General features: G+C 62.4%; 15 protein-coding genes. 3 read left to right on the top strand and 12 right to left on the bottom strand.

Features of this window, described 5'->3' with window-relative positions:
- Nucleotides 1–31 precede the first annotated feature (31 nt).
- Complete coding sequence (locus Q7F16_RS20990) at nucleotides 32–877, bottom strand: sulfotransferase family protein (protein ID WP_014335982.1); 846 nt, start codon at nucleotides 875–877, stop codon at nucleotides 32–34.
- A gap of 301 nt (nucleotides 878–1,178) precedes the next feature.
- Between Q7F16_RS20990 and Q7F16_RS20995 the strand changes: the two genes are divergently transcribed.
- Entirely contained in the window at nucleotides 1,179–1,766 is a 588-nt protein-coding gene (locus Q7F16_RS20995) for a phage tail protein (RefSeq protein ID WP_046065230.1), read from the top strand.
- A gap of 46 nt (nucleotides 1,767–1,812) precedes the next feature.
- Nucleotides 1,813–2,124 carry a DUF6916 family protein gene (locus Q7F16_RS21000; RefSeq protein WP_046065229.1) on the top strand — a complete coding sequence of 104 codons (312 nt, stop codon included), beginning with the start codon at nucleotides 1,813–1,815 and terminating at the stop codon, nucleotides 2,122–2,124.
- A 131-nt stretch (nucleotides 2,125–2,255) separates the two neighbouring features.
- On the opposite strand, the gene Q7F16_RS21005 is transcribed toward Q7F16_RS21000, so the two are convergent.
- The 7 genes from Q7F16_RS21005 to Q7F16_RS21035 form a co-directional block, all read right to left on the bottom strand.
- Nucleotides 2,256–2,747, bottom strand: a complete 492-nt coding sequence (locus Q7F16_RS21005) for a GNAT family N-acetyltransferase (RefSeq protein ID WP_041475653.1) — start codon at nucleotides 2,745–2,747, stop codon at nucleotides 2,256–2,258.
- Between the two features lie 9 nt (nucleotides 2,748–2,756).
- Nucleotides 2,757–4,853 (bottom strand): biotin/lipoyl-binding protein, encoded by a 2,097-nt coding sequence (locus tag Q7F16_RS21010; RefSeq protein ID WP_256454037.1) that lies wholly within the window; start codon nucleotides 4,851–4,853, stop codon nucleotides 2,757–2,759.
- Between the two features lies 1 nt (nucleotide 4,854).
- Nucleotides 4,855–6,174: an efflux RND transporter periplasmic adaptor subunit gene (locus Q7F16_RS21015; RefSeq protein ID WP_014335977.1), complete on the bottom strand. Its 1,320-nt coding sequence runs from the start codon at nucleotides 6,172–6,174 to the stop codon at nucleotides 4,855–4,857.
- Nucleotides 6,171–6,947 carry an efflux RND transporter periplasmic adaptor subunit gene (locus tag Q7F16_RS21020; protein ID WP_186652541.1) on the bottom strand — a complete coding sequence of 259 codons (777 nt, stop codon included), beginning with the start codon at nucleotides 6,945–6,947 and terminating at the stop codon, nucleotides 6,171–6,173. Before Q7F16_RS21020 ends, Q7F16_RS21015 begins: the two co-directional genes overlap by 4 nt.
- Nucleotides 6,948–7,208: 261 nt before the next feature.
- Complete coding sequence (locus Q7F16_RS21025; protein ID WP_409556854.1) at nucleotides 7,209–9,644, bottom strand: alpha/beta hydrolase; 2,436 nt, start codon at nucleotides 9,642–9,644, stop codon at nucleotides 7,209–7,211.
- A 9-nt stretch (nucleotides 9,645–9,653) separates the two neighbouring features.
- Nucleotides 9,654–11,096 (bottom strand): TIGR01777 family oxidoreductase, encoded by a 1,443-nt coding sequence (locus Q7F16_RS21030; RefSeq protein WP_409556853.1) that lies wholly within the window; start codon nucleotides 11,094–11,096, stop codon nucleotides 9,654–9,656.
- Nucleotides 11,089–11,577 carry a cell division protein gene (locus Q7F16_RS21035; protein ID WP_409556852.1) on the bottom strand — a complete coding sequence of 163 codons (489 nt, stop codon included), beginning with the start codon at nucleotides 11,575–11,577 and terminating at the stop codon, nucleotides 11,089–11,091. The genes Q7F16_RS21030 and Q7F16_RS21035 overlap by 8 nt, the downstream gene beginning before the upstream one ends.
- A gap of 613 nt (nucleotides 11,578–12,190) precedes the next feature.
- Here Q7F16_RS21035 and Q7F16_RS21040 point away from each other — a divergent pair.
- Nucleotides 12,191–12,559 carry a DUF6124 family protein gene (locus tag Q7F16_RS21040; protein ID WP_409556851.1) on the top strand — a complete coding sequence of 123 codons (369 nt, stop codon included), beginning with the start codon at nucleotides 12,191–12,193 and terminating at the stop codon, nucleotides 12,557–12,559.
- Between the two features lie 296 nt (nucleotides 12,560–12,855).
- Here Q7F16_RS21040 and Q7F16_RS21045 read toward each other — a convergent pair whose 3' ends face one another.
- Genes Q7F16_RS21045 through Q7F16_RS21060 form a run of 4 tightly spaced genes read right to left on the bottom strand, consistent with a single transcriptional unit; the run spans nucleotide 12,856 to nucleotide 16,566 of the window.
- On the bottom strand, nucleotides 12,856–13,722 hold the full coding sequence (locus Q7F16_RS21045; RefSeq protein WP_046065221.1) for an ABC transporter permease: 867 nt from the start codon (nucleotides 13,720–13,722) through the stop codon (nucleotides 12,856–12,858).
- A 12-nt stretch (nucleotides 13,723–13,734) separates the two neighbouring features.
- Nucleotides 13,735–14,595: an ABC transporter ATP-binding protein gene (locus Q7F16_RS21050; RefSeq protein ID WP_046065220.1), complete on the bottom strand. Its 861-nt coding sequence runs from the start codon at nucleotides 14,593–14,595 to the stop codon at nucleotides 13,735–13,737.
- Between the two features lie 5 nt (nucleotides 14,596–14,600).
- Complete coding sequence (locus tag Q7F16_RS21055; RefSeq protein WP_409556850.1) at nucleotides 14,601–15,626, bottom strand: ABC transporter substrate-binding protein; 1,026 nt, start codon at nucleotides 15,624–15,626, stop codon at nucleotides 14,601–14,603.
- A gap of 37 nt (nucleotides 15,627–15,663) precedes the next feature.
- Complete coding sequence (locus Q7F16_RS21060; RefSeq protein ID WP_095974133.1) at nucleotides 15,664–16,566, bottom strand: TauD/TfdA dioxygenase family protein; 903 nt, start codon at nucleotides 16,564–16,566, stop codon at nucleotides 15,664–15,666.
- Nucleotides 16,567–16,727 lie beyond the last annotated feature (161 nt).

The following is a 16,727-nucleotide window of genomic DNA, read 5'->3' on the forward strand; positions in this document are numbered from 1 at the left end:
ACTTTTTGAACGCAAATGAAAAAAACCGCAATCAGCTGACCGCGGCGTCGGTTTTCATACGAATGACATTGGCGGCGCTTGCGGACCCATCGCGCCAGAACGACAACTCGGCATACTTTTCAAACAGATCCGGCGGCAACAAGGTCCGCCGGGCTTGCGGCGCGACCTTGGGCTTGACCTTGTGCAAGCCGGCAACGCCCAGGGCCTGGTCGAAGGCCGGCGCGTCGTAGGTCAAGTGATTGAAATCGTGTTCGAACCAGGGTTCGCCGATGAACTCGTACACCAGGCGCATCACCCGCTCCGGGGCCTGGCTCAACAAATCGTAATCAACGATCAGCAGCGACTCGGCGTTCTCACCGTAGTAGGCCTCTTTGAGCGCGGTCCAGGCGAACCCCACCAGGCGGTTGCGCTGGGCCAGGGTTTCGCAGCGGCTGTAGACGGTGTTGCGCTCGTCATCGTCGTTGAACAGCTTGGTGTTTTCGAACGGATTGGCGCGGTAGAGCCGCTCCAGGCTGTCGAGCACCCAGGCGACGTTGCGCACACAGGCGATGGTCTTGGCTTGGGGAAACAGATCCTGCAGGGCAGGCAAGCGAGCACACCACTGGCGGTTTGTATCGAAGATGACCGGCTTGTCGGATTTGTCGGCGTAGTAGGAATCGAAGAGACCACGCAAAAGGCGGCGGCGCAGATCGGTGTCGATGACCGAACCGAACTCGCTGCCGGCGCTGCATTGCTGCAGGACGCTGCTGAACAGCGTGCCGACGGGACTGGTCATGCCGGCATGAAAACGCGGGTTCTGCAACAAAATGGCAGAAAGCAGGGTCGAGCCTGAGCGCGGTAAACCGGAGATAAAGTGAAACTGCGGCAATCCCTTCACCTGTTTGTAGTCCCTTTGTACCGCGAAGCGTAGCCGAGGAAACAATCTTCGCCTAGTAGTACTTTGATATCAGTTTCATTCCAAGCTATAAAAAAGATGGACGGTAGAGACGCTCGGGAACCTGAATCGATTAAGCCGTGTCGCGACATTTTTCCGCCCGCTTCGCCCGGCAAAATCAAACATCCCGGTCTACGCTCAGCCGTGCGTGACCAGGCCAGGGAATCAAGGAGTCGGGCTGATCGCACTCTTGTCCTTCACGTCCGGGCACTGCAAGACCAATAACCTGAAGGATGAGGAATCTATGGAAGTATTCATCGGCACTATCCAGTCATTTGCCTTTAACTTTGCTCCCGCTAATTGGGCGTTGTGCAACGGGCAGACCCTTGCCCTTTCTCAATACCAGACCTTGTTCGCCCTGATCGGCGTGACATACGGAGGCAATGGCCAGACCACCTTCATGCTGCCCAACCTGCAAGGGCGCCTGCCCTTGGGCCAAGGCAATGGCCTGGGCCTGACCCCGCGCGTCATCGGTGAAATCTCCGGCACCGAAAACGTCACCGCCACGATCAACAACCTGCCCAACCACACCCACGCCCTCACCGGCATCACCGCCTCAACCACCCTGCAGTTGGCCAACCCGGCCAGCAATCCGGTGAATACGCCCACGGCCACCAACTCGTTCATCGGCACCTCGGGCACCGGGCCGGGCTCGGCGGCAATCTATTCCGACCAGATAGGCGCTTCGCCAGTGCCGCTGCAAGGCGTGACCACCACGGTCAACGGCACGGTCGCCCCCACGGGCGGCAACATGCCCATGGCGGTCATGAATCCGTTCCTGGCAATCAACTTCAGCATCGCCCTTCAAGGCTACTTCCCGTCCCGTAACTGATGAACCGCCGGAGGGCTGCGGTCCTCCGGCCTTTTGGAGTGTCGACATGCTGCAACAGGTTCATAGCCGCCATTTCCAACCGCTGCTGGGCCAGACCAGCAGCCTGACCCTGCCCGACGGCAGTTGCCTGCCGGTGCGCTTCGAAACCCTCGAAGAAACACCTCGGGCCAAGATGCCGAACACCGAGCGCATGCCCTTCAGCGTGGAATTCAACAGCCTGGAAAGCACGGCGTTCGTGGATGGCCTCTGCGGGCTGGAAGTCCCGGAGCTGGGCAAGATAGAAGGGGTGTTCGTGTCGCGGATACCGCCCATGGGACGGGATCCGGCGCTGGGGTATTTCTACATCGCGTTTAACTGAAATCGATGATCTCTTGTGGGAGCGAGCTTGCTCGCGATGGCGGCAGCACATTCAACACTTATGCTGGCTGAGCCTCCGTCATCGCGAGCAAGCTCGCTCCCACATTGAACATGTGCCAAGTCAGAAACTGTTTAGTTGCCTTTCGGATACCAGACCAACCGCTCCGCCGCCGGGTTGCGCTCTTGCACTTCGAAACCCAGCGCCAGGTAGTGCCGGCGCGCATGGGGGTTGCTGGCCCAGACCACGGTCGCCACCGGACAACGGATCTGTTGCGCGGCTTTCTGCACCCCCTGCAACACCGTCCGGCCATAACCTTGCCCACGTGCCTGGGGGATGAAGGCCAGGTACAGCACGCGGATCTCATTGGGGCCAAAATCCGTGCTCAAGGCACCGATGGCGGTGCCGAGTTTTTCCACGACGTAATGCATGGCGTTGGGAAAGTTCTCGCCCAACCCTTGCTCCTGCACCTGGAACTGCTGGGCAATCACCTGCTGCACCTGCTCAGGCTCGCCATCGATCCATTGCAGGTCCGGTCGCGCCGCCTGGTACAGGCTCTGCAGGAACGGCCCATCGCTGACCCGCGATGGACGCACCACCAATCCCTCTGCCGCCACTGAATCCATGCTCACCCCTTAGAACCCGCTTTCCCTGACACCCAACGCCGCCAACCGACGCCAGGCCGCTCCCAATACCGACTCGCCCTTGCCCTGCAACACCGCCACGCCGCGCAGCGGTTGCACCGGAGCCGACGCCTCGTCGACCGCACTCAGGCGCACGCCGTATTGCGCCTGCACCGGCTCGGCCCGTTGCTGCGAGTCGCGGCGCACCGCAATCGGCCCGTGATGGTCGGACGTCAACGCTTGCTGTTCGACCCAAGCCACGCCGTTGGTGTCGATTTCATTCAACTGCACAGCAATCGAGGTGTGCATCGGATCGTCAGCAATGAACCGTCCCGTGGCACCCGGCTCGACCCGCCAAAGCTCGGCTTCGGTCAAGTACCCGCGCAGCCGCGAATCGGTCTGCACCACCCGCGCCAGCGCCTGCGTGGGCGACAACCAGCGCCCTACCGACAGTTGCGGCAACAAGTCGCGCACCTGGCCCGCATGGGGCGCACGCAACAACAAGCGTTCACGCTGGGCGATCAGGCCCCGGTACTCGGCCACCGCTTCGGCCAGTTGCTGTTCGATGATGCCAGCATCGGCGGCGGTTTCGCTGCGCCCGGCCTGACGACGCATCTGCAACTGCTGGATCTGGATTTCCCGACGCACGATCGTCAGGCGTGACGCCATGTCCGGCGACTCCAACTCAATCAACACATCGCCCTGGGCCACGGTCTGACCGTCGCGCACATTCACTTGCTTGACCCGCGCCGCCACCGGCGCGTGCAAGGCACTGGCGCGCCCGGCCTCGAGCATGGCCGGCACTTCCACCGCGCTGCGCCAGGGCAGCAACAGCACCAACAGCACAGCCAGCACGACCAGGCCGCTCAGGAGCACCCGAGCACCATGGGCCTGCTCACGGCGACTCCACCATTGCCGCCATTCATTCACGATGGGCATAAAAATGAACCACACCAATTCCACCATCATCAGAAAAATGCCCAGCACCTTGAAGAACAGGTGATAGACCGCCAGGGCAATCCCGAAAAACAACAATGCCCGCCACAGCCAGGAGCCATAGCCCCACACCAGCAAACGCCGGCGCATCTTCGGCGACCAGGGTTCCGGTGCCGCTGCGCCATAACCGAACAAGGCTTCGCGCAGGCGCCAGCGGCACAGGGCGAACGCACGGCCCTGAAGGTTATCCACCGCCCAGAAATCACTGAGCAGGAAATACCCATCGAAGCGCATGAAGGGGTTCAGGTTGATGATCAACGTCGTGATCCAGGTGGCGCTGGCCAGCATGAACGCAGCGGTGCGTGCCGGCCCGTCGGGCAGCAGCGACCAGGCCAGCAACGCGATGCACGCCAGCAGCAGTTCGGCCAAGACCCCGCCGGCACCGATCAGCAACCGCGCGCGACGATCATTGATCCGCCAGGCGTCGCTGACGTCGGTGTAGAACATCGGCAACAGCACCATGAACGCCACGCCCATGCTTTGCACACGACAACCGGCGCGCTTGGCCATGAACGCATGGCCGAATTCGTGGCACAGCTTGGCGAAGAGCAATGCCGTCCCGAACGCCAGCGCACCACCCAGGCTGAACAGGTGCGGAAACGTCGCGATGAATCGCTGCCAGTCCCGCGACACCAGGAAGATGCCGAGGCCCAGGGTCAGCGGCAAGCCATAGCGCAGGATCCCGGGGCCGAACCGGGCCAACCAGGGCCAGGCCCGATTGAGAAAGGCGTCCGGGCGCCACAGCGGAATGCGAAAAAACAGGTATTGGTGCAGCAGGATCTGCCACAGGCTCTGGCGCTGCGCGGCGGTCTTGAAGAGATAGCTGTCGCGCTGTTGCGGGTCCATTGCGCTGATCAGATCATGGCCGCGCAAGAAACCCAGCAACTGCTCCAGCGATTCGCCATTGAGCGGCAGGCCCGGCTCGCGGTTCGCCGCCTGCAACACCTGTTCCGGATCGCCCAGGGACCAGTGTCGCAACATGCGCATCGCCGCCGCGCCAAGCTTGAAATAGCGTCCGCGCACCGGATCGGCCAAGGTCCACTGCGGCGAACCGTCCGGGTCCGGCGCCGCCGGGGACAATTGCAGGTCCGGCCGCAGGCTCGGCAGGTCCATGCTACAGGCCTACGCTCTGGCGCAGGCCGGCCAGTGGTCGACGCAGCAGGTACAACGCCAGCGGCGCGCGGTCGCCGAAGACCTTCGCTGTACCTCGCAGGCCGATACGCGGCGCTTGAGCATCGAAACGTGCATCCAACCGATACGCCAGTTGCCCGGCGGCGGTCGGCTGCGCTTCATAGGCCGAACGTTCGAGCCAGGCCAGGTGTCGCTGCAACGGGTCGCTGTCGAGAAACAACGCCACTTGCGCACCGGGCTCCAGGGCAATCGCGTCGCCCACCGCCAACTCAATACGCAACTCGGCCTGGTTCGGATCGGCGATTTCCATCAGCCGCTCGCCGGTCTGCACGGGCTTGCCGAGCCAGCGCTCGGCGTCGGCAAACACCGCGATGCCGTCCCGCTCGGCGCGTACTTCACTGCGCTTGAGCAGTTCAAGGGCGTAGTTGCGCTCGGCGCGTTTCTGTTCGACGCGGGCGGCCAGCAAGTCAATCTTCGAACTCGACTCCGCGTCGGCAAACGAGCGCTGGGAGTTGGCCTTGAGTTCCGCCTCGGCCACGCCCAACGCACGCTCGGCCACATCGGCCTGGGCCTTGAGGCTGGTGCTTTCGAAACGCAACAGCAGGTCGCCGTTCTTGACGGCCTGGTTGGGCTTGACCAGGAATTCGGCGATCACCCCATCCAACGGCGCCGCCACCACCTGCCCGCCCAGCGGCACCACTTCGGCCGGGGCCAACACCGACTGGCGCACAGGGATCAGCAAGCCCAGCAGCAACACCGCCACCAGGGCAACCTGGCGCTTGCGTGTCCAGCGCAGGCGCCACGGCTTGCGCGGTTGCAACGCCAGCCACGCATGGCTGTAGGTGTCGCCCAGTTGCGACAGCAGCACTTGTTCGGGCGGGGTCCAGGGCAGGTCGCGGGCCAGCCACAAACCACCGAACACCTGGCCCTGATGATCGATCAACGGCAGCCAGAACACTTGCCCGGCCGACAGGCTTCGCCAATCTGCCCGGATGGACTCGCTCACCCCATCGGCGGCAATCACCCGGGCCTGCTTCAGCACCCCCTGCTTGAACAACTGCGCCACGGCCTGCTCGACAAACGCCACGAACGGCGCATTCGGCTCCACGGTGCTGACGCCAGTCACGGCCTGGACCTTGCCGGCGATCAATAACGCGGCGTGGCGAAACCCGAACAGCGCCTGGCCGTCGTTGACCAGGCTGTAGCTCAATTGCGCCGGCGTTCGTGCGGCCCGGGTCTGGCGTTCAAGGTCGAGGAAGCGGGCAAACACCTGCTCGGCGCTGCCCGATATCGGCGCGTTCACTTAGGCTCCGCGAAACGCGCTGTGCCGCTCATGCCCGACAGCAGGCCGCTGGCATCCGGCACGTTCGCCACCAGCAGCAAGGTCTGGCTGCCCTCGTCAATGCGCGCGCCCAAGCGCTTGACCGTCGCCTGCAACGGCTTGCCGGTCTCATCGGGAACAAAGGTAAAGGGTTGACCGGGCTTGAGCCTGTCCATCCAGCGTGAAGGCACCAGCAGGTGAATCTCCAGAGTGCGGTTGTCGACCACATCCAGCAACGGCGCGCCGGCTGCGACGCTTTCATAACGCTGGACCTTGCGCGCCACCACTTGCCCGTCGAAGGGTGCGATCACGCTGCAGCGCTTGACCTGGACCTGATACACCTGGGACTGCGCCTGGGCCTCGCTGAGCCGGGCCTCGGCCCGCGACACTTCAAACCGCCCGACAGACTTCAACGCCGCCAACTGTCGGTTATGCGCCAGCTCTTCGCCGGCCCCACGGCTGGCCGCCTGGGCCGCATTGAGCTGGGCCTGATAGGCCGAGCAATCGAAACGCGCCAGGGTGTCGCCCTTCTTGAACGACTCGCCCTCACTGAACGGCAACTCGACAATCCGCCCGGCCAACTCACTGGCCAGCACCGCCTGATCCCGCGCCCGAAGCACCCCTCGCGCCTCGTTGCCAGACGCACTGGCCGAAACGTTGCTCTCAAGCAACGGATCGTCGGAAGCCGGCGTTTGCGCCTGGACCCCGCACGTTACAAAGGCCAATCCCACAACCCAACTACTTAAACGTCGCATGACCGTTACTCCCTGACGGATGGGCGGAGTCTACGACAGCGGTGGGGGGCGTCAAGGGAGTAACCGTGAGAGGTATGAAATCTGCTGGTCATACACACCCTGTGGCGAGGGGATTTATCCCCGCTGGGGCGCGAAGCGGCCCTGAAAACAGTCATCTCGGTGTATCAGGGTGTTGGTCTTTAACCATTTAGGTCTGCTGCGCAGCCCAACGAGGATAAATCCCCTCGCCACAGGTTATGTGGTTGGCAGACATCGCGCTGCCTACTCCACCAACCTCAACTTCCCATCGCAATACACCACCTCACGCCCCAACCAACCCACATCCACCTGAGGCAATACCGCCGAAGGTTTGCGCAATTCACGCAGCAACGTCGAGCCATGTGAAAGACGTCCACCCATCCGCGCGATCACAGCCCGGGCGCTTTGATAGTGGGCATGGCGGCCAGGGTCCAGGGTGTCTTCCAGCAGGATGTCCTCGCCCAAAATACCTTGGGCCTGCCCTGGGTAGATCAAGAACCCACTCGCCTGTTCGGTGCCTTCACGACCGTCCTGCCAGAAGCTGCCGTCGCGGCTGCGGATATCCGGGTGCGGCGCGAACCAATGCGCCCGGTCCATCGTCGGCATGGCGTGGTGCAGACGGAAGAAAATCCGCATCAGGTTGTCGCGATACCATTCGCGCACTTGCAAGTAGTAACCGCGCAAGCCTGGCAGACCGGTCGAATGGGCCAGGCGAATCGTCAGGGGCCATTGTGGGAAGGCCTGCAGCGGCAGCTCGGTCGGTGCCGGGCGTGGCGTCGCTGGGTCGGTTTCCCAGGGCAGCCGATGGGGGCTGTGTTCAAGATTGTCATAGGCGGTTGGTGGCCGGCCCAGCCAGTCACCGCCGCTGCTGGCCAAGGCACTGGCGATGCACAGATTGCCTTGCACCACGAACACGTAGAAACGGGTAAACCAGTCGGCCAGTTGCTGGCCGTCTGCGCCTTGTTCGGTCAGTTCGTGCAGCTCTCGGTCAAAACGTCGCAAGCCGTTTTCCAGCGTCAGCAAATGCCCGCGGGCAATGCGTTGCATACGCAGGAACAACGGCAGCGAACGCAGCAGACGTAGCGGCCGCCAAGGCAGGTGCGGTGTCGCGCCGCCGACCTCGCCGGCGTAGCTGCTGGCGCTGATGCCCCAGTCGGCCAGCCGGGCGAGAAACAGGTCGTTGTTGATATACGAAGCACCGCCAAACACCGCCGTGAAAGGCTCGTTGTCTTGCAGTACCCGCGGATCCCAACGCGCCATGATCGCCGGAATGCTCGCCGCCGCGCGGCGCTGGGCGTACTCCACCAACACGCTGGGTTGCGGCGGCAGGATCTCGGCGATGTTGGCGGCGGTCAGGTGGCGGCGCCAGCCGTAGTCGCTGATCGGCCGGTACTGCAGCAGCCAGAGTTGCGTGCCGTCCCAGGCCCATTCAACGTCGCCGGGTACGTAATGAAAGACCCGCAATACGCCTTGGAGAAACCGCCACAGCAGGTCCGCAGTCAGGCCGTGGGCTGGCTTGAATGTATCGCTGTTCCACGCCGCGCCAAGACGGGAAATGATCGCCCGCTCCGGGCTCACCTTACCATCGGCCAACGATTCCAGATGCCCTTCGACCCATTCCAGTTCGACTGACAGGTGACGCACGAAGGCAATCCCGGACAGCCGTGGCGTGATGAAGCGCTGCACCACCACTTCCTCGACACCTGCCGCACTCAACTCGGCAATGCGCGCCGGCACGTTATGCGTCGGCTCGCGCAGGAACGTGGTACTCAAGCCGGCATTGGCCGCATCGGCCTGATCCTCCCCATAACTGGAGGAGCGCACTGCCCAGATAGCGTCCGGCTGGCTCTCCAGAAAGTTTGGCAAGCGCGGGTCAGCGCAATCGTTGAGCGACAGCGCCGCAGGCACCGGCTGCCCAGCCAGCGCCGCCAGGCGCAAGCGACCGCCTTTGGTGTGCGCGACGAAACCACGTTCGCCCGACTCCAGCCACGCCGCGAATTCAGCGGGTGAGTCGATCCACGGGTAATGGCCCCAACCAGGTTTCAGGCTGATGGTCAAATCGGCACGGGCGAGAATGGCCGACCAGGCCGCCGCTTGGGCGACGCCCAGTACCTTGTCCTGATCGCCCCACACCAGTTCGACCGGGTCGGTGATCCACTCCAACAATGGCAAGGCGGTGTCGGCACGCACCAAGTCCCAGTGCGGCACAAAGGCGCGGCAGCGAGCATAGCCGGCGCCCATGCGCTGGTACTGCGCGGGCGTCCAGGCCTGGCTGGAAAACTTGTGGGCAAACAGCGTCGGTTTGTTCGCCAGCAGCCAGTGAATGGTCTTGCGAATCGGCAGCGGCGACATCAACGCCGGCAGCCGTCGTTGCCACAAAAACGCACCCACCGGCGCCAGCAACACACTGCGGCAAAAGTGCCCCGGCTGACGTTGCAAGGCGTGCAGCACCAGCAAGGCGTTGACCCCGACCGCCATGATCGCGCTGCCCTTGTCCGTTGCCGCCAGCAATGCCTGGGCGTAGGCCGCCAGGTCTTCGCAGGGAGCCTGAGGGTTGCTGCCAAAGCCAGGCAGCTCCAGCGGCACCACGTCGTGGTGTTGAAAATGCGGCAACGCGTCGTCCCACCAATCCGCGGCGCTTCCGTTGCCGGCCAGCAGGTACATCCGGGGCTTGCTCATGGGCGCTCCTCAGGCCAAGTCGCGCAGGGCAGCGTCGAGCGTCGGGTAACGGAACGTATAGCCCGCCTCGACGAGACGACTTGGCAGCACACGTTGGCCGTCGAAAAACAACTGGGCCATTTCGCCTGCCAAGGCACGCACCGGCGCGGCGGGAATGTGGAACCACACCGGGCGCTTGAGCACCTTGCCAACGCTTTCGGCGAACAGCGCCTGACTGACCGTTTCTGGCGCCACCAGGTTGTAGGTGCCGCTCAGGCTTTGGTCATCGAAGGCCCGGGCGATCACCTGGATCACGTCGTCGCGGTGCACCCAACTCATGATTTGCCGACCATCACCCATCCGCCCGCCAAACCCCAGGCGAAATGGAATCAGCAACGGCAACAAAGCACCGCCCGGGCCAAACACCACGCCCAGGCGCATCACCACCTGGCGCACACCCAACTCCGTGGCAGGCCGAGCCGAGGCTTCCCAACGCACACAGAGTTCAGCCATGAAACCATCGCCCTGGGCGGCACTTTCATCGAGGCTTTCGCTGGCGTCACGCACGCCATAAAAACCGACGGCCGAGGCCTGTATCCACAACGCCGGTTTGTGCCGGGCGTTTTTCAACCAGGTCATCAAGGCTTCAGTGGTATTGACCCGACTGGCGATGAGTTGCGCCTGGCGCGCGGGGCTCCAGCGCGGCCCGGCCACCGGTGCGCCTGCCAGATTGATCACCACATCAAAGGTTTCGTCATGACCCAACTTGCCCAGGGAGCGCAAGCAACGGGCGCGGCCATCAAACAGATAGGCCGCTTTCAACGGATCACGGGCCAGCACGCTGACCGTGTGCCCGGCGTCGAGCAGTTGATTGACCAGGGTCTCGCCAATAAACCCAGTGCCCCCGGTCACCAGCACGCGCTTGTAGGCACCACCGGCAAACGGGTTGGCGGGCTTGCCCGCGCGTTGCATGCGCAGGGCCGCCAAGCCGTCGCGAATCCCCGAGGCCGTAACCCCGATGGCGAACAAGGTCAGCAGCCAACCGCGCCAGCCCAGGTCGATCGCGCTCAGGCCGGTGGGCAAACTCGCCCACTGCGCCAGTTGCACGCCGTACAGCGCGAAGAAGGCCCCGCCGTTGACCGCCAGCACCGTGTGCATGATGCGCTCGATGGCGGGCAGCTTGCGGCTACGGTCCTCGACCACAAAATCCCAGAGCGTCAGGCCGATCTCCAAGGCGAACAGCAGCGCGATGACGATCGCCCAGGTGCCTTCGAAGGCCAAGTGCGCCATGCCCAGGAACAGGATCCCGTAGAAGCACGAGCGCAGGGCGTGGATAGAGAGTTCCAGCCGAGCACTGTGGCGATAGGGCAAGGCGACGGTGAGTTCGTGGTGATACAGGGTATCCAGCGCACCGAGGATCGCCTGGGCAATCAGCAGGGTGATGGCCCAGTCCAGCAGTGAAAAGTCAGGCATGGTTTGAATCACTCGACGCGTTGTCAGTCAGGGAGGTGCGGCGGTCGTGGCGATAGAGCCAGAACAGCGGCGGCAATAAAACGAGCAGGGCGACGCTGTCGAACCACAGGTGCGACCAGACCTGGGCCTGGGCGGAAATCAGCATGTCCTGGGGCGCCCACAGCAGGATGCCGGCGATTAACCACCCCCACGGCATGGCGCGCTTCAATCGATTGCCGATATGGACGAGGGCGAGCATATACAGCCCATAGCTCTGCAATGTGGCGCCGAACAAGGCCAGCCACCAGACCTGTTGCGCGCGGGCCGTGACGGGCACTGAGTCGGCTCCCCAGAACGCCTGTTCGATATTCTGCAGATAACCGTCGAGCAAGCCCGAATGACCGGCCCAGGTCAGCGTGACGCCAGCGAGCAGATGCATCAGAGCGGCGGCATATAACCAAACGACCAGGGCTTTGCGAAAGGGACTGTGAGGGGGTGGCATTCCATGTCCTGAAGGCTTGCTTGAGGGCGGCCAGTCTAAAGGAAATGGAGAGGGCTTTACTTGGCTAATGGGCCGGGCAGCGATAAATAAAATCCGCCGTCTGGAGCGCCCGAGACCTAAGCCAAACACAGTTGTGGCGAGGGGATTTATCCCCGCTGGGCTGCGCAGCAGCCCTAAAGCCAGTCAACTCGGTGTGTCAGGTTGTTGGTCTTCAGCCCATTTGGGGGTTGCTTCGCAGCCCAGCGGGGATAAATCCCCTCGCCACAGGTTTGGTGTGCTGCTTGCGTACAGCAGCGTCCTAGGAGATTTCCTTCAAGTTGCGGCGATGTTGGTGAACTTGTCCGGCTCGGGGCTCACCGCTAGTCTGGGTTTGTCACTGAAAAAACGGTGACACGGACGTGCAAGTCCGGGTAAAAGAACGCCAAATAATGCCACCAGCCATTTAATGAGCATTCGTGCCCGTGTTTTATGGCGGCTGTGTGTGGGGAGACCTTCGGGTCTGCCGAGGTTTTTTTGGAGTTCCTACTCGGTCTTGCACACCCTCACATAGCTGCCACCCTTATATCGCGTGCAAGCGAGCTAGGGCGGCTCTGATTGAATAGGAAGCCAAAACATGTTCAAGGTAACTCCGAATCCGCCAGGAAGCCCTGGCAACTCCGACAAGTCCTCAAAAACCAAAAAACTCGACGAAGCCGCCGAGCGCGTCCTCGACTACTACCTAAATCCCAAACCCACCGATGAAGCCTCGGGCAAAACCCAAACCGCCCAACTCTTCATGGTCGCCCCGGACATCGACACCGAAACCCTGTTGGCCAATGCCTCCGAAGATCTGCTGTCCATCAGCGCCATCGCCGCCGACCTGGCCGATGATATCGACGGTTCGCGCCGCAGCGTCATCCTGGCAATCAGCCGGATGGCCGATGGGGTGCATTTGTTGGTGGAAAGGGCGATGGATCGGCTGGAGGTTCAAGCAGCTGGCTGACAGGCCTGTGGTGAATTGAGGATTGCCATCGCGAGCAAGCTCGCTCCCACACTGGATCTGTGTCGAACAGAAATATCGAGATCAACGCCGATCAACTGTGGGAGCGAGCTTGCTCGCGATGACGTCAGCCCAGACAACCCAAAACCCTGTGGCGAGGGAGCTTGCTCCCGCTGGCCTGCGAAGCAGGCCCCCAGCATTCCTTCAGGCAAACCGCATGGCCCGGTTTTGCGACTGCTGCGCAGCCGAGCGGGAGCAAGCTCCCTCGCCACGGGTTCGGCGTATTACTTCAGAACGGTTCACCGCTGCATCCCCCAGCGCTTCACCGTCACCCGCTCCAAACTGTCGAACACCAGGTTCTCCACCAGCAACCCGATCAGAATCACCACCGCTAACCCGGCAAACACCTTGTCGGTGTACAGCTCGTTGCGGTTCTGGAAGATGTACCAGCCCAGGCCGCCCTTGCCGCTGGTGGCACCGAACACCAGTTCGGCGGCGATCAGGGTGCGCCAGGCGAAGGCCCAGCCGATTTTCAGCCCGGCGAGGATCGACGGCAGCGCCGCCGGGATCAGGATGAACAACACAAACCGCAGGCCCTTGAGCCCGTAGTTGCGCCCGGCCATGCGCAGCGTTTCCGACACGCCGAGAAAACCCGCATACATGTTCAACGCCAGTGCCCACAGCACCGAATGCACCAGCACGAAAATCAGGCTGTTCTGCCCCAGGCCGAACCACAGCAGCGCCAACGGCAACAGGGCGATGGCCGGCAACGGGTTGAACATCGACGTCAGGGTGCTGAGCAAGTCGCGACCGAACTGGGTCGACACGGCCAGTGTGGTCAAGCCAAACGCCAGGACGATCCCCAGCAGGTAGCCCTTGAGCAGCACTACCAGGGAAATCCACACCTTGCCCAGCAGCTCGCCGCTGAGCAAACCGTCGTACAACGCGCTGGCGGTCTGCAGGAAGCTCGGCAGCAGCAGGTCGTTGTTCTGGTATCGGGCCACACCCTCCCACACCAGCGCCAGCAACAACAGGATCAGACTTTTGCGCAGCCAACCCTGTTGCCAGAGGCGCTGGCCCAAGGGCAACTCGCGCTCCAGTGGCACATGGGTCAAGGGTTGTAATTGGACTTCGTATTCTTCGCGCGCAGGCGATAACTGGCTCATGGAACGCTCCCCTTAATACGCGATACGGATATCGGCGAAATCCAGCTCACGCTCGGTGTCCGGCGACTGGTTTTCATCGAACAGCAACCGATGAATCCGCCGCGCCGTGTGCTGGAACCCCACGCCGCCGAGGCTGTGCAGATCGTATTGATGGCTGTGGATTTCCGCCCGTACCCTTCCTGGGTGCGGCGACAGCAGCAGGATGCGATTACCCACCACCAGCGCTTCTTCGATGGAGTGAGTGACGAACAACAACGTGAAACGCACCTCCTCCCAAAGCAGCAGCAACTCTTCCTGCATCTTGCGTCGGGTCAGGGCATCGAGGGCGGCAAAGGGCTCGTCCATCAGCAGGATCTTCGGCTGCATCGCCAGCGCTCGGGCAATCGCAACGCGGGCCTTCATCCCACCGGACAAGGTATGGGGGTAGGCATCGGCAAACGCCGCCAGGCCGACTTTGTCGAGGTAGTGCAACGCCCGCTCCTCGGCCTCGCGACGCTTGAGCGTGCCGGATGCCAGCAGCGCGAACATCACGTTCTGCTTCACGGTTTTCCAGGGCGGCAGTTGATCGAACTCCTGGAACACCACGATCCGGTCCGGGCCCGGGGCGTTGACGGTCTGGCCTTGCAAGCGAATCTCGCCTTCGCACGGCGTGATGAAGCCGCCAATGGCCTTGAGCAAGGTGGACTTGCCGCAGCCCGATGGGCCGAGCAATACGAAACGGTCCGCCGGGTCGACTTCGAAACTGACCTCGTGGGTGGCGCGCACCACGCGTTGCGGGGTGCGGTATTCCAGGCTGACGTTATCCACCGACAACAACGCCGTGCCAGTGGAGGTGGGGTTGCTGGCCGCGTGGCCTTGCAAAAGCGCGTTCATGACAATCAGCTCCCCTGCAACGGTTTGGCGTCCTGGAAGAAATAGTCTTCCCACGACGCCGGCTTGTTCTTGATGGCGCCGACGCGGTAGAGGAATTCCGCCAGCGGGTAGGTGTTTTTTGGGCTGACGGTGAATTCGATCTGCGGGTTGTCGATGATCTTCAGCAACGTCGCCCGGTCGATCTTGGCCTTGGTTACCCGTAGGTAGGTGTCCGCCGCCTCACCTCTGTCCTTCTGGGCGAACTCGGCCGCTTCGGTCAGCGCCTCGACGAATGCCTTGTAGGTTTTCGGGTTTTCATCGCGGAATTTCTCGGTGGCGAACAGCACCGTGGGTGAATTCGGTCCGAGCACGTCATAGGAATTGAGTACCACGTGGACGTTGGGGTTTTGCAGGGCCTGGTCCTGGAACGGCGGGTTGGAAAAGTGCCCGGTCAACTCGGTGCCGCCGGCAATCAACGCCGCCGTGGCGTCCGGATGCGGCACCGCCAGGGTGTACTTGTCGAGGCGGTTGAATTCCTTGTCGCCCCACTGTTTCGCAGCGGCGTATTGCAGGAAACGCGACTGCACCGAAACACCCACCGCCGGCACCGCGATGCGGTCCTTCTCGGTGAAGTCGGCGATGGTCTTGACGTTCGGGTTGTTGCTCAACAGGTAATAGGGAAAGTTGCCCAGGGAGGCCACGGCCTTGACGTTCTGCTTGCCACGGGTGCGGTCCCAGGCCGTCAACAACGGCCCGACGCCGGCCCCGGCAATGTCGATGGAGCCCGACAGCAACGCATCGTTGACCGCCGCGCCGCCGGACAACTGGGTCCAATCGACCTTGATCTCGATGCCCTCCTGTTTGCCGTATTTTTCGATCAATTGTTGATCGCGGACCACGTTCAGCAGCAAGTAAACAATGCCGAACTGTTCGGCGATACGAATCTCGCCCTCGGCGTGGGCGCTGGCCGGCGTGACCAGGCTGCCGGCCAGCAAACTCAATCCCAGGCCGATGGCGGCGGCCAGCGGTGCAAAAGCAATGCGTTTGGACATGGTGATACTCCGGGCTCTTTGCGCGAGGCGCAGCCGATCAGAAAGGGGCGTCGCCCTGGATGGTGGTGCGATACAGCTTGCGGCGCAGATGACTCGGGCAACCGGCGGCCAAGTGGATCAACGAGCGGTTGTCCCAGAACACCAGGTCATGGGGCTGCCATTGATGGCGATAGATGTTCTGCGGCAGCACGCTGTAGGCATACAACTCGGCCAGGATGGCTCTGCTTTCGTCCTCCGGCAGACCGACGATGCGGGTGGTAAACCCCTCGCTGATGAACAACGCCTTGCGCCCGTTTTCCGGGTGCGTACGCACGATCGGATGCACGACTTCGGCAACCTGGGCCAGTTGCTCTGGTGTGAGCGTCGGGCGCCAGTTGCCTTCGAATTTGGTCTCGCTGTAGCGCGCCGTGTAGGAATGCGCCGCCGAACGGCCTTCCACGGCTTTACGCAGCGTTTCGGGCAGACCGTCCCAGGCTTTGTGCATGTCGGCAAACAACGTGTCGCCGCCTTCGCTCGGCAGCTCCTGGGCGTGAAGCATCGAGCCGAGGCTGGGCAGTTCCTTATACGAAAGGTCCGAATGCCAGAACTTGCCGGCATCGCCGAGGCCGATGGATTGGCCGTTTTCGATGATGTTGGAGACGATGAGGATTTCCGGATGCCCGGCCAACAGGAACTGCTTGAGCACATGGATCTGCAGCACGCCAAAACGGCGGCTGAAGGCGATCTGTTGTTCCGGGGTGATGCGTTGGTCGCGGAACACCACGACGTGATAGTCCAGATGCGCGCGATGGATGCGGGCGAAATCCTGGTCGTTGATCGGTCGGGACAGGTCCAGCCCGACGATTTCGGCGCCTACGGCATCGCGCAACGGACGGACGTCGAACGACTGCGATGCAATGTTCGCGATAGGTGAATCTGGAGAATAAGAGACGGCTGACATACATCACTCCCACGCACGACGCGCTTGAACAGGCGCGCAATCGATCAAAACTCACGGCGTTACCGTGTTGGTTTATGTCGTGCGGCGCGCCGATTGGTCGGCAGGTACGCAGGGGGATGACTTTAAAGGTATAAGAACAGTAATTTAAATACCGTTAACGA

Origin of the sequence: Pseudomonas sp. Lb2C2 (genome assembly GCF_052112205.1) — a bacterium.
Lineage (GTDB): Bacteria > Pseudomonadota > Gammaproteobacteria > Pseudomonadales > Pseudomonadaceae > Aquipseudomonas > Aquipseudomonas kilonensis.